The following is a 14,289-nucleotide window of genomic DNA, read 5'->3' on the forward strand; positions in this document are numbered from 1 at the left end:
GGTCAGACCGCCCCCAGCGCATCCCGGAACGCGGCCAGCAGGAACTCCGGTGGTTCGATCCCCACAGATACCCGGAACGTCCCCTCGCCGATGCCGATCGCCGCGCGCTCCGCCACGCTCAGCGCCCGGTGGGAACTGGAGGCGGGGTGTGACAGCGTCGTGGCCACGTCTCCCAGCGTCGGCGCGAAGGGCAGATCGGCAGCGGCGCGCACCAGCCGATTGGCCGCCTCGCGCCCGCCCGCGATCTCGAAGGTGACCATGTTGCCGAAGCGACCGTCCAGCAGTGCGGCGGCGCGCGCGTGATCCGGGTGATCGGCCCGGCCCGGGTAAAGCACGCGGCTTACCGGCGCGGCCTGCGCCAGCGCGTCGGCCAGTGCGGCAGCGTTGGCGCTGGCCCGCTCGAAGCGCAGATCAAAGGTGAAAAGGCCGCGTTCGGCGAGCCAGCAGTCGAAGGGGCTGGGTGTCAGACCGAAGGTCGTGGCGGTGTCGTAGATCGCCTTTCGGTGCGCGGGGTCCGCGGCGTGGACATAGCCCAGCGTCACGTCCGAGTGTCCGGCCAGCAGCTTGGTGACCGAATGGAGCACCACGTCAGCGCCCACGTCGATGCCGCGGATCGCGCCCGGCGTGGTGAAGGTGTTGTCAACGACCAGCAGCGCGCCCGCCGACTTCGCCGCCGACGCGATGGCGTGCATGTCGGCGACGCGCAGGGTCGGGTTCGACACGACTTCCACCAGCACGATCCGCGTGCCCGGCGTGATCGCCGCCGCGAACGCCGCGCCATCGGTCGGATCACTGAAGGCGGTCTCGATTCCCATGCGCGGCAGTTCCTCGCGCATCAGGCGCAGCGACCGGCCATAAAGCTGCGTGCCGCCCAGAACCCGGTCGCCCGACTTCAGCAACCCGAACATCACCGCCGTGACCGCCGCCATACCGGACCCGACGACGATGCCGCCCTCGACGCCTTCCATCGCATCGATCTTGGAGGCCAGCACCGACGCGTTCGGGTGACCCTCGCGGGCATAGCTGAAGCCTTGGGTCTGGCCGGTATAAAGCGCATCCAGCGCATCGGGGTCCTGCGCGGTGTAGGCTACAGACGGCTGCAGCGGTGTGCCGATCGGGCCGGTGACGCTGCCCGGCCACGGCGTGCGCCGCACGAGCGTCTTGCGGGTGTCGGTCATGTCCGGGACTCCAGCGCGACAAGCCCGTCACGGAAGCGGCGCATGTTCTTGCGGTAGCGGTCGGCCGAGTCCAGAAGCGCGGCCTGCGCAGCGGCATCGAGTTGGCGCACCACCTTGCCAGGCGCGCCCATCACCAGAGCGCCGTCTGGAATTTCCTTGCCCTCGGTCACCAGCGCGCCCGCGCCGATCAGGCACCCCTGCCCGATCACCGCGCCGTTCAGCACCGTCGCCCCCATGCCGATCAACGATCCTGCGCCGATGGTGCAGCCATGCAGCATCGCCTTGTGGCCGATGGTGCAGTTCGCGCCGATGGTAAGCGGGAACCCCATGTCGGTGTGAAGCACGCAGTTCTCCTGAATGTTGGTTCCCTCACCCACGACGATGGGTTCGTTGTCGCCGCGCAGGGTGCTGGCGAACCACACCGATGCCCCACTGCGCAGCACCACGCGGCCGATCAGATTCGCATCCGGCGCGACCCAGACATCCCCGTCTTCGGGTAGTTCGGGCACCTGCCCGTCCAGTGCATAAAGTGTCATGTACGCTCCTCGAATTCCGTGTTCAGCGCGCGCACCCGATCCATCAGGCCGGGTTGGCGCGAGCGTTTCAGCCGCTCGGCGGTGACGATGGCACGCAGCTCGGCCTCGGCCGTGTCGATGTCATGGTTCACCAGCACGTAGTCGTATTCGGCCCAGTGGCTGATCTCGTCGCGTGAACGGGTCATCCGCCCGGCAATGATCTCGGGGCTGTCCTGCCCGCGCCCGGTCAGGCGCTTTTCCAACTCGGCGATCGAGGGCGGCAGCACGAAGATCGAGACAACGTCCTCGGCCCGCAACGAGTTGCGAATCTGCTGCCCGCCCTGCCAGTCGATATCGAACAGCACATCCTGCCCGGCATCGAGCGCGGCCAGCACCGGTCCCTTCGGAGAACCATAGAGGTTACCGAACACCTCGGCATGTTCCAGCAACGCGCCGTCTGCGATCATCCCATCGAATTCGGCGCGCGAGTGGAAGAAGTATTCCACGCCGTCCGTCTCGCCCGGACGCGGAGCGCGCGTCGTGGCTGAAACCGAAAAGCGGATATCCGGGTCCCAAGCCCGCAACCGTTTGGCCAATGTCGATTTTCCGGCCCCCGACGGGGACGATAATATGATCAGCAAGCCGCGGCGATCGGCCATTTCGGATCCTGTCCTGTGATGCGTTTCCGCGTGCAGTTGCCCGTTTTGCGGCGACAGGGTCAACCCGGTGCGTGCCGAGGCCTGTGGCGGAGCACATATCCGAAAGTCTCTGGAGTTAACCATCGGTATATAAATGGTGACACTTTGACGGAATTTTGTGACAAAAGAACGGTCAAGCGGCAGTATCACGTCAACAAGACGGATCAGTGCGGCGAGGAGATGCAGTAACCGGGCCGGGGCAGGTTTCCCCAGGGTCGGAGAGTACGAGGAAACATGCTATGCAAACCGGAGAAACGGGGTGCGAGTCGGCGAACGTAATAGGGTTTTGTATGCGTGCATTTGAAATGAAGCATCCGGCCGTTGCACAGATCGAAGCTTATTGGGAAGCCCTGCGCGGTGACAGGAACGTGCCGCTGCGGTCAGAAGTGGACCCACGCGGCATTGACCAGGCGCTTGAGAACGCCTTCATCCTTGAACGAATCGCGCCGCGCGTCGCCCGGTTCCGTCTGGCTGGAATGCACCTCAACGACCTGATGGGCATGGAAGTGCGCGGAATGCCCGTGACATCGCTGTTCACAAACGAGGCACGCAGCACCCTGACCGACATTCTCGAACATGTGTTCGAAGAGCCGTCCAAGGCGCGGCTTCGGCTGACCGGCGAAACCGGTATCGGGCGCGGCGTCGTGACCGGCGAGATGATCCTGCTGCCACTGCGCAGCGATCTCGGCGATATCAGCCGCGCGTTGGGTTGCCTTGTGACCGATGGCCGGATCTCGGGGCGGGCACCGCAGCGGTTTACCATCGCGGGCAAGGACATGACGCCGCTCACCGGACTGAACCGCTTCTCGCGCCCCGCGACGAGCTATGCTCCGCCCCGGCCTGCTGCGACGCCCAACACGCTGAACGAGGAGGCGGGCGCCTTCGACGGCGGCGCATCCATTCAGGGCGCGCCCCGTCGTGCGCCGCATCTGCGCCTCGTGCACGATATCGACCGCCACAAGTCTTGACGGCCCAGAGGCCCGGCGCACACGTCATCGCCGGGCCGGTCGCAACAGACGTCATGAAAAAAGGCCCGCGGCGCTTCCGCCGCGGGCCTTCGCATATCGGGGCGCGGCGCCTCAGCCCGCGTTGACGGCCATCGCCTCGCGTGCGGCAGTCAGTTCCTCGGCCACGAGGAAGGCCAGCTCCAGCGACTGGCTGGCGTTCAGGCGGGGATCGCACGCGGTATGATAACGCGAGGACAGATCGTCCTCGGTCACATCGCGTACGCCGCCGGTGCATTCGGTCACGTCCGCGCCGGTCATCTCGAAATGCACGCCGCCTGGATGGGTGCCCTCGGCCTTGTGGATCGCGAAGAACTCGCGCACCTCGCGCAGAACACTGTCGAACGGCCGCGTCTTGTAGCCGGTGGCCGACTTGATCGTGTTGCCGTGCATCGGATCGCAGGACCAAACGACATTGGCGCCTTCTTCGCGCACGGTACGGATCAGGCGCGGCAGATGCTCGCCCACCGATCCCGCGCCAAAGCGCGCGATCAGCGTCAGGCGCCCGGCCTCGTTCTTCGGGTTCAGCTTCTCCATAAGGACCTTCAGGTCCTCGGCCGTGGTGGTCGGGCCGCATTTCAGGCCGATCGGGTTCTGCACGCCGCGGCAGAACTCCACATGCGCGCCGTCCGGCTGGCGGGTGCGGTCGCCGATCCAGATCAGGTGTCCCGACCCCGCCACCGGCAGCCCCGACGTGCTGTCGATCCGGCACAGCGCCTCTTCGTATTCCAGCAGCAGGGATTCATGGCTGGTGTAGAAATCCACCGTGTGCAGCGTGTGCGCCGTATCCGCGTTCACGCCCGCCGCCTTCATGAAGTCGAGCGCATCGGCGATGCGGTTGGCCATGTCGCGGTAGCGTTCGGCCTCCTCGTGCTCGGTGAAGCCAAGCGTCCACGCATGGACCTTGTTCATGTCAGCGTAGCCACCGGTCGAGAACGCGCGCAGCAGGTTCAGCGTACCGGCCGCCTGCGTGTAGGCCTGCAGCATACGCTGCGGATCGGGAATGCGGGCTTCCGGTGTGAAGGCGATGTCGTTGATGATGTCGCCGCGGTAGGACGGAAGCTCCACACCGCTGACGGTTTCCGTCGCCGCCGAGCGCGGCTTGGCGAACTGCCCGGCCATGCGCCCGACCTTCACGACCGGCACCTTGGCGGCAAAGGTCAGAACCATCGCCATCTGCAACATGACCTTGAACGTGTCGCGGATCGCGTCGGCGCTGAACTGCTGGAAGCTTTCGGCACAATCGCCGCCCTGCAACAGGAACGCCTCGCCCCGCGCGACCTTGGCCAGTTCCGACTTCAGCGTGCGCACCTCTCCGGCGAACACCAGCGGCGGGAACGTGGCCAGTTGCGCCTCCACCTGCGCCAGGGCAGCGGGGTCGGTATAGTCCGGCATCTGGATCCTCGGTTTGCCGCGCCAGTCCGATTTGTTCCAAGTGGATGCCATGGTGTCCTCCGATCATCATCCCCAGGCAGGAAGTCGGGTCTGATTGCGTGCCCCGGGCGGCGCTGTCAAGTCAAAGGGGGTTGCCGTGGCAGCCGCTGCGGCCCGCGCCGCGCGCTTCAGACGCCGTTTTGCCAGGCATTGGCGGAATTTTAGCGGCGAAGGGGGCATCGTGCCTCTTTTCCCCGGCGTCGCTGTGGGCTAGGCGTCATGAACCCGCACCGCCCGGGCTCAAGGGCGCGGGGAACACTCCGGGTGCCGGACCCGCCGGCGCCCTATCGGCTTGGTGAACGAATGAAACCTGTCAGCGCCCCGCAGGAAAAGGCCCCGCCGCTGGACAAGCCGCACCGCTTCGTGTTCGTGCTGCTGCCCCGGTTCAGCCTGCTGGCCTTCTCCGCCGCGGTCGAGGCGCTGCGCGTGGCCAACCGCATGTCGGGGCGCACGTGCTATAGTTGGTCCTACATCGGTGATGGCGGAACGACCGCGACCAGTTCGGCAGGCACGACCATCACCCTGGACAGCGACCTCGTGGAACTGGGCCGCGACGACACGGTCATCGTGTGCGGCGGCATCGACGTGCAGGACGCAACGACACGGAGGCTGCTGAACTGGCTGCGCCGCGAGGCACGCCGCGGCTGCCCGGTCGGCGGGCTGTGCACCGGCGCGCATGTGCTGGCAGAAGCCGGACTGCTGGACGGACGCCGCGCCACGATCCACTGGGAGAACCAGGACAGCTTCTCGGAGGAATTCGAGGATGTGCTGCTGACCAAGTCGGTGTTCACGATCGACGGCGGGCGCTACACCACGGCGGGGGGCACCGCGTCCATCGACCTGATGCTGAAGCTGATCGCCAAGCAGGTCGGCGAGGATGTGGCCTCGGCCGTGGCGGACCAGCTCATCTATTCGTCGATCCGCACCGATCAGGACGTGCAGCGCCTGTCGATCCCCACCCGGATCGGCGTGCGTCACCCGAAGCTCGCCACAGTCATCAAGCAGATGGAAGCGAATATCGAGGAACCGATCAGCCCCGCCGTTCTGGCGCGCGAGGTCGGGCTGTCCACCCGGCAGCTCGAAAGGTTGTTCCGGCGGTACCTCAGCCGGTCACCGAAGCGCTATTATATGGAACTGCGGCTGTCAAAAGCCCGCAACCTGCTGATGCAGACCGACATGAGTGTGATCAACGTGGCACTGGCCTGCGGCTTCACCTCGCCATCACATTTTTCCAAATGCTATCGGGCGCAATACAACACCACGCCCTATCGCGAGCGTGGTGCCATGGCCGCGGACCGGCAGTCGCGCTAGGCGCGGCGGCGGCGGGTCAGCCCCAGCGCACAGATACCGCCCGCAAGCAGCGCAAGCGGCGCTGGAAGCGGCACCTCCGGGGTCACGGCGGACCCGGTGGAGATGTTGTCATACCCAAGCCCGGCAACGTCGTCCGAGAAGATCGACACGCCGGTTGCGCCGCCAAGTCCCGTGAAAGTCACGCTTGCAATGGATTCGCTGCCGACGCGCGTGTAATTGCGCTCGTCCGTGCCGCCGGGCGTGTCGAACCGGAAGGTCGCGGTGCTGCCCAGCGTGTCATAGGCGAGGATATCGACGCTGAACGTGTCGGTCGCGGCCGGGAACAGGATGTTCAGCGTCTGCTCGCAGGGGTTCCCGCCGACCGAGAAGTCACATGCCAATACATATGACGACAGGGTCGCGCTGTCGAAGATCCGCACCGCGGCCTGCGTACCTGCCGAGGTGGCGGTGAACAGGAACCCGTTCGTGGTCAGTCCGGCGGGCATCGGGAAGTTCTGCGTGGTGAAGGCTTCGAAATCCTCGGTTGCGGCCAGAAGCGGGCTGGCAAGAAAAAGAGCAGCGGCAAGTGTGCGTTTGAACATGGCGGTCTCCGATGAATGACTGCCGCAATGCTAACTAAAGTTAACGCAAAACGGAAGTCGGGAATACCCCACAACGAGGGCATCCACCTGCCCACCCGAGCGATACGCCGCGCGCATTCAGCCCGGCGTCATTCGGTAGATCGCACCATCGTTTTCCGAAATGAACCAGATCGCCCCGTCCGGGCCTTCGCGCACATCGCGGACCCGGTCGGTCTGCGCGCCTTCGATCCGTTCCGCCTCGCGCAGGGTATCGCCATCAAGGCGGCTGATCAGGCTGAACTTCAAGCTGCCTACGAAAAAATCGCCGCGCCATTGCGGCCAGAGCGCGCCGGAATAGACCATCATGCCCGAGGGCGCGATCGACGGATCCCAGTAATGCGCGGGCTGCCGCATGCCCGGCTTCTCGGTTCCCTCACCGATCCGCGCACCAGAATAGTGCCGCCCATAAGAGATCACCGGCCAGCCATAATTCGCTCCGGCTTCGACGCGATTCACCTCGTCGCCGCCACGCGCACCGTGCTCCGCCACCCACAGCCGCCCCGCGCCGTCCAGGGCTGCGCCCTGCGGGTTGCGGTGGCCGAAGCTCCAGATTTCGGGCTGCGCGCCTGACCTGTCCGCGAACGGGTTGCCGGGCGGCACGCTGCCGTCACGGGCAATGCGCAGAACGCTGCCTTCGTGGCGCGACAGGTCCTGCGCCGTGTCCCCGTCGCCACGGTCGCCGATGGTGACGTAAATCAGCCCGTCCAACCCTTCGACCAGCCGAGAGCCGAAATGCCGGCCCCCGGACGCGCCCGGCGCCATCTCGAAGATCGTTTCGACGCGCTCCAGACTTGCTCCATCGGGCGACAGCACGCCACGCGCAACCGCCGTGCCTGCGCCGCCGCCTGGTTGCGCCGCGGCATAGCTGAGGAATATCTCCCGACTGCTGGCGAAATCGCGCGGCACCAGCACGTCGAGCAACCCTCCCTGCCCTCGCGCGGCGACCGCGGGCACGCCGGACACGGGCGTTGCGCGGCCGCTCTCGATCACCAGAAGCCGCCCGCTGCGTTCCGTAACGATCAGCCCGCCGCCCGGCAGGAAGCCCAGCGACCACGGCTCCGATAAGCCCGAGACGACCGTGTCCACCCGCAGCGGTCCCGCGCTGCTGGAAAGGGTCTGTGCCGCCGCCAGTGACGACGACAGGCACATCAGGACCGCAGCCGCAGTGATCCGCATTGTCCAACTCATCAGTGCATCCTCCTGCAAGCAAACTGCCCCATGATGTAACGATTAGAGCAAAATTCCCCTCGGGCGAGCCACGAATCCGTGTGCCCCGCGCGTGGTTCCGCTTTTCATTCCGCGCCTGTCGGACTAGCGTTCCGCCTGTGTAACAAATGACCACAAGGTCCAACACGGGGAGACTTTCATGAAAACCTTTGCGACGGCTACCGCGGTGGCGGCGCTGCTTGGTGGCGCGGCATTCGCGCAGGAAGAGATCAAGCTTGGCGTCGTGCTGGGCTTCACCGGACCGCTAGAAACGCTGGCCGGGCCGATGGCCGACGGCGCGGAACTGGCGATTGCCGAAGTGTCGGGCAGCGGTCTGCTGCTGGGCGGGTCCACCGTGACCCCGGTACGCGGGGACAGCACCTGCGTCGACGCGGCTGCGGCGACCGCCACGGCCGAACGGCTGGTCACATCCGAAGGCGTGGCGGCGATCATGGGCGCGATGTGCTCGGGCGCGACGGGCGCGATCCTGTCCAACGTCGCCGTACCGAACGGCATCGTGATGATCTCGCCCTCCGCGACCTCGCCGGGCCTGTCCACGGTCGAAGACAACGGTCTGTTCTTCCGCACCGCGCCGTCCGACGCGCGCCAGGGTGTGGTGATGTCCGACATCATCATGGGCCGCGGCATCGACACGGTCGCTCTGACATACACCAACAACGACTACGGCAAGGGACTGGCCGACAGCTTCCAGGCCGCGTTCGAGGAAGCGGGCGGTACCGTCACGCTGTCCAGCCCGCATGAAGACGGCAAGGCCGACTATTCGGCTGAAATCGGCGCACTGGCCTCGGCGGGCGGCGATGCACTGGTCGTGGCGGGCTACGTGGACGAAGGCGGCTCTGGCATGGTGCAGGCCGCTCTAGACACCGGAGCATTCGACCTGTTCGTGTTCCCCGACGGGATGGTCGGCGACGCGCTGGTCGAAAACTTCGGTTCCGACATCGACGGCTCGTTCGGCCAGAACCCGGGCTCGGACAGCGACGGTGCGGCCATGTACGAAGAGATGGCCACTGCGGCGGGCGTGAACGGTGCGTCGGTCTATTCCAAGGAAGCCTATGACGCGGCGGCCCTGATCCTGCTGGCGATGCAGGCTGCCGGGTCGAGCAGTTCGAGCGATCTGAAGGCGCATGTCATGGACGTGGCCAACGCGCCGGGCGAACCGATCATGCCGGGCGAGTTGGGCAAGGCGCTCCAGATCCTCGCCGATGGCGGCGAGATCGACTATGTCGGCGCGAGCGCGGTCGAGTTGATCGAACCCGGCGAAGCGGCGGGCGTCTACCGCGAGATCGAGATCGAAGGCGGCGCGCTGAACACTGTCGGCTTTCGCTGATCGTACCGGGCATGGCATCCAAGACGGGTGCCATGCCCTTGTTTTTACAGGTGACCCCATGTCGGAGCAGCGATGATCGCGGTTGAGAACCTGCACAAGCATTTCGGTGGCTTTCATGCCGTCGATGGAGCCAGCCTGTCGATCGGCGACGGAACGATCACCGGGCTGATCGGCCCGAACGGCGCGGGAAAGACGACGCTTTTCAACGTGATAGCAGGCGTTCTGAAGCCCACTTCCGGGCGGGTTTCGATGGCTGGAGAGGACATAACCGGCCTGCCGCCGCACGAGTTGTTCCACAAGGGCCTGCTGCGAACCTTCCAGATCGCTCATGAATTCAGTTCCATGACCGTACGCGAGAACCTGATGGTGGTGCCCGGCGCACAGTCCGGAGAGACTTTGTGGAACGCGTGGTTCCGCCGCGCGCTGATTGCGCAAGAAGAACGGATGTTGGTCAAGAAGGCCGACGAAGTTCTTGAATTTCTTACCATCGATCATCTCGCTGACGAGAAGGCAGGCAACCTGTCCGGCGGGCAGAAGAAACTGCTGGAACTGGGCCGCACCATGATGGTGGACGCGCGGATCGTCTTTCTGGATGAGGTCGGTGCGGGTGTGAACCGCACGCTGCTGAACACGATCGGAGATGCGATCCAGCGGCTAAACGTCGAACGGGGCTACACTTTCTGCATGATCGAGCATGACATGGACTTTATCGGGCGGCTGTGCGACCCGGTCATCTGCATGGCCGAGGGCAAAGTGCTGGCCGAAGGCACGATCGCGCAGATCAAGGCCAACGAAGCGGTGATCGAGGCATATCTGGGCACCGGGCTGAAGAACAAGGTGCAGTCGGGGGCGGCGTCGTGACGGGCCAAAGCGGGCATATGACTTGCATATTACTTCCATATGACTCGCGTATTGCTCGCGTCGGGGTGCAGCCATGAGCGCGGCCACCTTCCTCGACGCGCGGGGCATGACCGGCGGCTATGGCGCGGCTGACATCCTGCACGATCTGACCATGACCGTGGCGCAGGGCGAGATCGCCGTCATCGTCGGACCGAACGGCGCAGGCAAGTCCACCGCGATGAAGGCCGTCTTCGGAATGCTGCCGCTGCGCGCGGGCAGCGTGACGCTGGACGGACAGGACATCACCCGCCTGAGCCCGCAGGAACGCGTGGCGCGCGGCATGGGTTTCGTGCCGCAGGTCCGCAACATCTTTCCCAGCATGACGGTGCAGGAGAACCTCGAGATGGGGGCTTTCCTGCGGCGCGACGACATCCACGCCACGATGGAGCAGGTCTATGACCTGTTCCCGATCCTGCGCGACAAACGGCACCAGTCGGCGGGCGAATTGTCCGGCGGGCAGCGCCAGCAAGTCGCCGTCGGGCGGGCACTGATGACCAAGCCCCGGCTTCTGATGCTGGACGAGCCGACCGCAGGGGTCAGCCCGATCGTGATGGACGAATTGTTCGACCGGATCATCGAAGTGGCGCGGACCGGCATTTCGATCCTCATGGTGGAACAGAACGCACGGCAGGCGCTGGAGATCGCCGATACCGGCTATGTTCTGGTGCAGGGCGCGAACCGCTACACCGACACAGGGGCCGCGCTTCTGGCGGACCCCGAGGTGCGCAAGAGCTTCCTTGGCGGATGAGCGGCGCGCGGGGTCATGAAAGCGGGCGCTTGGCCCGTGCGGTCGGCGCGGCCCTGGCCGTCGCCTGCGGCGCGCCGGCGGCGGGCGGTGCGGCGGGTCCGGTCGACGCGGCGGGCCTGCCCGATACGGGACTTGCCTGCACCTTCACCAAAGCGAGCATCGACGGGCGCGCACCGTTCGACAGCACCCTGAGGGCGCGGGCGGTGCCGGTGCCCGGCGCGGCGGGTCTTGCCGTACTGGAAGTCGCGGGCGACGCCGCGCGGCTGGCGGCGGTCGGACGCGAGGGCGTATGGCTGACCCTGCGCACCGAGCCGGACCGGGACCATGCCGGACGGGTGACGGTGCTGGACCTTGCGCAGGGGGGCCCGAAGGCCGGGCTGGCGGTGCTGGTCGTGTCAGCCCCGGGCGAAGCGGCGCAGATCGTCACCCGCGAAGGTGGCTGCGCGCCCCTGCCCCAACCCAGCCCGGAGGCGCGGCAATGACCCGGCACGGGCCATCGGCGGACCGCGCTTCCGCCCCGGTCGCTGGGCACGGGCAAGCACGGCACGGCGCGCTGCCGCTGGCGGCGGCGCTCGCGGCGCTGCTATTGCCGGGGGCGTCCGCGGCTTTCGACCAGACCTGCCGCTTCGACGTGGAATGCTATGGCACGGAGCCCTGCGCCGAGACCGATTTCGCGCTGCGCCTGCGCCCCGGCCCTGACGCGCGGAGTGTGCGCATCGCCGACCCGGCCGGAGAGATCGTCGGGCAAATCGCCCCGTCCCCCGATGCCGGGTATGCGGGCGCGCCGGAGCCGACGGTCATCGGCGCGCAGACCCCGGCGACGCGGCAAGTGCTGATGCTGCTGCCTGACGGCGTGGCCAGCTACACGCTTCACATGACCGACGGCTCAGCCGTCATCCGTTATTCCGGACGCTGCGAGGACCACGAATGATCGATGCCCTGAACGCCCTTGTCGTGCTGGCCAATTTCGTCATCGTGCCAGCCGTCGCCTATGGCGCGCAACTGGCGCTTGGCGCGCTTGGCGTCACGCTCATTTTCGCGATCCTGCGCTTCACCAACATCGCGCATGGCGACACGATGGCTTTCGGCGCGATGATCACCATCTTCACCACATGGGGCCTGCAGGGCGCCGGAATCAGCCTTGGCCCGCTGCCGACCGCGCTGCTGGCGCTGCCCGTGGGGATCGCCGGCACCGCGCTGCTGCTGCTGGGCACCGACCGGCTGATCTATCGCTTCTACCGGGCCAAGAAGGTCGCGCCGGTGATGCTGTTGATCGTGTCGGTGGGCGTGATGTTCGTGATGAACGGGCTGGTGCGATTCATCATCGGTGTGGACGACCAGCGCTTCGCCGATGGCGAGCGGTTCATCATCAGCGCACGCACCTTCCGCGACCTCACCGGTCTGGACGAGGGGCTGGCGATCCGCACCACGCAAGGCATTACGGTGGTCACGGCGGTGATCGTGGTGGCTGCGCTGTTCTGGTTCCTCGACCGGACACGCACCGGCAAGTCGATGCGCGCCTATTCCGACAACGAGGATCTTGCCCTGCTGTCGGGCATCAACCCGGAGCGGGTGGTGACGATCACCTGGATCCTCGTCGCCGCGCTGGCGACCATCGCCGGGGTGCTTTACGGGCTGGACAAGTCGTTCAAGCCCTTCACCTACTTCCAGCTTCTGCTGCCGGTTTTCGCGGCGGCCATCGTGGGCGGGCTGGGCAATCCGGTCGGTGCCATTGTGGGCGGGTTCGTGATCGCCTTTTCCGAGGTCGGGGTGACCTATGCATTCAAGCGCGTGCTGGAATACCTGCTGCCCGAGGCGCTGGAACCCGACGGGTTGGTGCAGCTTCTGGGCACGGATTACAAGTTCGCGGTCAGTTTCGCGATCCTTGTGGTGGTGCTGATCTTCAGGCCCACCGGGCTTTACAGGAGTACGGCGGCATGAACATGCGCGAGGCTGGACTGTTTGCGCTGGTGGCGCTTCTGATCGTGGGCACCGGTGTGGTGCAGGGCTGGAACTCGGCCCTTCTGATCCTGAACATGGGACTGGTTTCGGCGCTGATGTCGCTGGGCGTGAACCTGCAATGGGGCTTCGCAGGGCTGTTCAATGTCGGGATCATGGGCTTCGTGGCGCTTGGCGGGCTGGCCGTGGTGATCGTATCGATGCCTCCGGTGACCGAGGCCTGGGCCGCGGGCGGCGCGCGCGCGTTGGCCGGGCTGGCGCTGGGAGCGGTGACCGTGGTGGCCGCGATCCTTGCGTGGCGGCGGATGGCGAAGGGACGCATGCGGGCGCTGGCGGTGGCCGGGCTGCTGGTCGCGGGCCTGCTGGCCTACCGCGCCGTGATGGCGCCGGCGGTAGGCGCGATCGAAGGTGTCGATCCGGCGGTCAGCGGCTATCTGGGCGGGCTTGGCCTGCCGGTGCTGCTGGCGTGGCCCGCGGGCGGGCTGCTGGCGGCGGGCGCGGCGTGGATCATCGGCAAGACCGCGCTGGGGTTGCGGGCGGATTACCTCGCCATCGCGACTCTCGGGATTTCCGAGATCGTGATCGCCATACTGAAGAACGAGGACTGGCTGACGCGCGGGGTCAAGAACGTCGTGGGCCTGCCGCGCCCGGTGCCGAACGAGATCGACCTGCAGCAGGACGCCGATTTCGTCGCCCGCGCGGCGGACCTCGGGATCGACCCGGTCACGGCATCCACGCTGTATATCAAGGCGGGCTACGGGCTGCTGTTCGCGGCGGTGCTGATCGTCGTGCTGGTGCTTGCGCAGCTCGCGCTGCGGTCGCCCTGGGGGCGGATGATGCGCGCGATCCGCGACAACGAGACGGCTGCGGCGGCGATGGGCAAGAACATCACCGCGCGGCACCTGCAGGTCTTCGTGCTGGGGTCCGCCGTGTGCGGGCTTGCGGGCGCGATGATGACCACGCTCGACGGGCAGTTGACGCCGTCCACCTATCAGCCGCTGCGCTATACGTTCCTGATCTGGGTGATGGTTATCGTGGGCGGGTCGGGCAACAACTTCGGCGCGGTCCTGGGAGGGATGCTGATCTGGTTCCTGTGGGTTCAGGTCGAACCGATGGGCCAGTGGCTGCTGGGCATCGTCACGGCGCCGATGCCGGACGGTTCCTGGCTGAAGGCGCATCTGCTGGACGGCGCGGCGCAGATGCGGTTGCTGACAATGGGGCTGGTGCTGCTTCTGGTGCTGCGCTTCAGCCCGCGAGGCCTGCTGCCGGAACGCTGAAGCGCGCGGCGGACGCCTGCCTCGCCATTCAGGTGCGTATTGCCCGGCCGCAGCGCAAGGCGGCGCGATGGCTCGTCGGGATGAGGATCTG

15 protein-coding genes are annotated in these 14,289 nt (G+C 66.4%); 9 read left to right on the top strand and 6 right to left on the bottom strand.

What is annotated here, in order from left to right; translation table 11 throughout:
• Positions 1-2: 2 nt before the first annotated feature.
• The 3 genes from DKT77_RS08600 to gmk are packed head-to-tail and all read right to left on the bottom strand — an operon-like array spanning position 3 to position 2,352.
• Entirely contained in the window at positions 3-1,178 is a 1,176-nt protein-coding gene (locus DKT77_RS08600; protein ID WP_109811297.1) for a trans-sulfuration enzyme family protein, read from the bottom strand.
• The gene (locus tag DKT77_RS08605) at positions 1,175-1,714 is read right to left on the bottom strand and encodes a gamma carbonic anhydrase family protein (protein ID WP_109811298.1); all 540 of its coding nucleotides are present in this window, start codon (positions 1,712-1,714) and stop codon (positions 1,175-1,177) included. The genes DKT77_RS08600 and DKT77_RS08605 overlap by 4 nt, the downstream gene beginning before the upstream one ends.
• Positions 1,711-2,352 (bottom strand): guanylate kinase, encoded by a 642-nt coding sequence (gene gmk / locus DKT77_RS08610; RefSeq protein ID WP_109811299.1) that lies wholly within the window; start codon positions 2,350-2,352, stop codon positions 1,711-1,713. Before gmk ends, DKT77_RS08605 begins: the two co-directional genes overlap by 4 nt.
• Positions 2,353-2,681: 329 nt before the next feature.
• Between gmk and DKT77_RS08615 the strand changes: the two genes are divergently transcribed.
• Entirely contained in the window at positions 2,682-3,359 is a 678-nt protein-coding gene (locus DKT77_RS08615) for a PAS domain-containing protein (protein WP_109811300.1), read from the top strand.
• Positions 3,360-3,470: 111 nt separating this feature from the next.
• Here the strand turns inward: DKT77_RS08615 and DKT77_RS08620 are convergent, their stop codons facing one another.
• Positions 3,471-4,841 (bottom strand): class II 3-deoxy-7-phosphoheptulonate synthase, encoded by a 1,371-nt coding sequence (locus tag DKT77_RS08620; RefSeq protein WP_109811301.1) that lies wholly within the window; start codon positions 4,839-4,841, stop codon positions 3,471-3,473.
• A 291-nt stretch (positions 4,842-5,132) separates the two neighbouring features.
• On the opposite strand from DKT77_RS08620, the gene DKT77_RS08625 reads away from it, so the two are divergent.
• A complete protein-coding gene (locus tag DKT77_RS08625) occupies positions 5,133-6,140 on the top strand; it encodes a GlxA family transcriptional regulator (protein ID WP_109811302.1) in 1,008 nt (335 codons plus the stop codon).
• On the opposite strand, the gene DKT77_RS08630 is transcribed toward DKT77_RS08625, so the two are convergent.
• Entirely contained in the window at positions 6,137-6,721 is a 585-nt protein-coding gene (locus tag DKT77_RS08630; protein ID WP_109811303.1) for a hypothetical protein, read from the bottom strand. The genes DKT77_RS08625 and DKT77_RS08630 overlap by 4 nt on opposite strands.
• A 117-nt stretch (positions 6,722-6,838) precedes the next feature.
• Entirely contained in the window at positions 6,839-7,948 is a 1,110-nt protein-coding gene (locus DKT77_RS08635; RefSeq protein WP_109811304.1) for a PQQ-dependent sugar dehydrogenase, read from the bottom strand.
• Positions 7,949-8,126: 178 nt separating this feature from the next.
• Here DKT77_RS08635 and DKT77_RS08640 point away from each other — a divergent pair, with 178 nt between their 5' ends.
• The 7 genes from DKT77_RS08640 (at position 8,127) to DKT77_RS08670 (ending at position 14,198) form a co-directional block, all read left to right on the top strand.
• Positions 8,127-9,314 carry an ABC transporter substrate-binding protein gene (locus DKT77_RS08640; protein ID WP_109811305.1) on the top strand — a complete coding sequence of 396 codons (1,188 nt, stop codon included), beginning with the start codon at positions 8,127-8,129 and terminating at the stop codon, positions 9,312-9,314.
• Between the two features lie 72 nt (positions 9,315-9,386).
• Positions 9,387-10,175 carry an ABC transporter ATP-binding protein gene (locus DKT77_RS08645; RefSeq protein ID WP_109811306.1) on the top strand — a complete coding sequence of 263 codons (789 nt, stop codon included), beginning with the start codon at positions 9,387-9,389 and terminating at the stop codon, positions 10,173-10,175.
• Positions 10,176-10,248: 73 nt separating this feature from the next.
• Positions 10,249-10,962 (top strand): ABC transporter ATP-binding protein, encoded by a 714-nt coding sequence (locus tag DKT77_RS08650; protein WP_109811307.1) that lies wholly within the window; start codon positions 10,249-10,251, stop codon positions 10,960-10,962.
• Positions 10,963-10,991: 29 nt separating this feature from the next.
• On the top strand, positions 10,992-11,444 hold the full coding sequence (locus tag DKT77_RS08655) for a hypothetical protein (RefSeq protein WP_146204981.1): 453 nt from the start codon (positions 10,992-10,994) through the stop codon (positions 11,442-11,444).
• Complete coding sequence (locus tag DKT77_RS08660; RefSeq protein ID WP_109811309.1) at positions 11,441-11,893, top strand: hypothetical protein; 453 nt, start codon at positions 11,441-11,443, stop codon at positions 11,891-11,893. The genes DKT77_RS08655 and DKT77_RS08660 overlap by 4 nt, the downstream gene beginning before the upstream one ends.
• A complete protein-coding gene (locus tag DKT77_RS08665; protein WP_109811397.1) occupies positions 11,893-12,903 on the top strand; it encodes a branched-chain amino acid ABC transporter permease in 1,011 nt (336 codons plus the stop codon). Before DKT77_RS08660 ends, DKT77_RS08665 begins: the two co-directional genes overlap by 1 nt.
• Positions 12,904-12,905: 2 nt before the next feature.
• Positions 12,906-14,198, top strand: coding sequence for a branched-chain amino acid ABC transporter permease (locus tag DKT77_RS08670; RefSeq protein WP_109811398.1), 1,293 nt, complete (start codon positions 12,906-12,908; stop codon positions 14,196-14,198).
• Positions 14,199-14,289 lie beyond the last annotated feature (91 nt).

The sequence above is a fragment of the Meridianimarinicoccus roseus genome, from assembly GCF_003172915.1.
Classification (GTDB): domain Bacteria; phylum Pseudomonadota; class Alphaproteobacteria; order Rhodobacterales; family Rhodobacteraceae; genus Meridianimarinicoccus; species Meridianimarinicoccus roseus.

Bases quoted from the DNA above. Each gene is read 5' to 3' on its own strand.
- DKT77_RS08615 (WP_109811300.1), top strand. From the start codon at position 2,682: ATGCGTGCATTTGAAATGAAGCATCCGGCCGTTGCACAGATCGAAGCT.
- DKT77_RS08630 (WP_109811303.1), bottom strand. From the start codon at position 6,721: ATGTTCAAACGCACACTTGCCGCTGCTCTTTTTCTTGCCAGCCCGCTT.
- DKT77_RS08660 (WP_109811309.1), top strand. From the start codon at position 11,441: ATGACCCGGCACGGGCCATCGGCGGACCGCGCTTCCGCCCCGGTCGCT.
- DKT77_RS08625 (WP_109811302.1), top strand. From the start codon at position 5,133: ATGAAACCTGTCAGCGCCCCGCAGGAAAAGGCCCCGCCGCTGGACAAG.
- DKT77_RS08640 (WP_109811305.1), top strand. From the start codon at position 8,127: ATGAAAACCTTTGCGACGGCTACCGCGGTGGCGGCGCTGCTTGGTGGC.
- DKT77_RS08600 (WP_109811297.1), bottom strand. From the start codon at position 1,178: ATGACCGACACCCGCAAGACGCTCGTGCGGCGCACGCCGTGGCCGGGC.
- gmk (WP_109811299.1), bottom strand. From the start codon at position 2,352: ATGGCCGATCGCCGCGGCTTGCTGATCATATTATCGTCCCCGTCGGGG.
- DKT77_RS08645 (WP_109811306.1), top strand. From the start codon at position 9,387: ATGATCGCGGTTGAGAACCTGCACAAGCATTTCGGTGGCTTTCATGCC.
- DKT77_RS08605 (WP_109811298.1), bottom strand. From the start codon at position 1,714: ATGACACTTTATGCACTGGACGGGCAGGTGCCCGAACTACCCGAAGAC.
- DKT77_RS08670 (WP_109811398.1), top strand. From the start codon at position 12,906: ATGCGCGAGGCTGGACTGTTTGCGCTGGTGGCGCTTCTGATCGTGGGC.
- DKT77_RS08620 (WP_109811301.1), bottom strand. From the start codon at position 4,841: ATGGCATCCACTTGGAACAAATCGGACTGGCGCGGCAAACCGAGGATC.
- DKT77_RS08635 (WP_109811304.1), bottom strand. From the start codon at position 7,948: ATGAGTTGGACAATGCGGATCACTGCGGCTGCGGTCCTGATGTGCCTG.
- DKT77_RS08650 (WP_109811307.1), top strand. From the start codon at position 10,249: ATGAGCGCGGCCACCTTCCTCGACGCGCGGGGCATGACCGGCGGCTAT.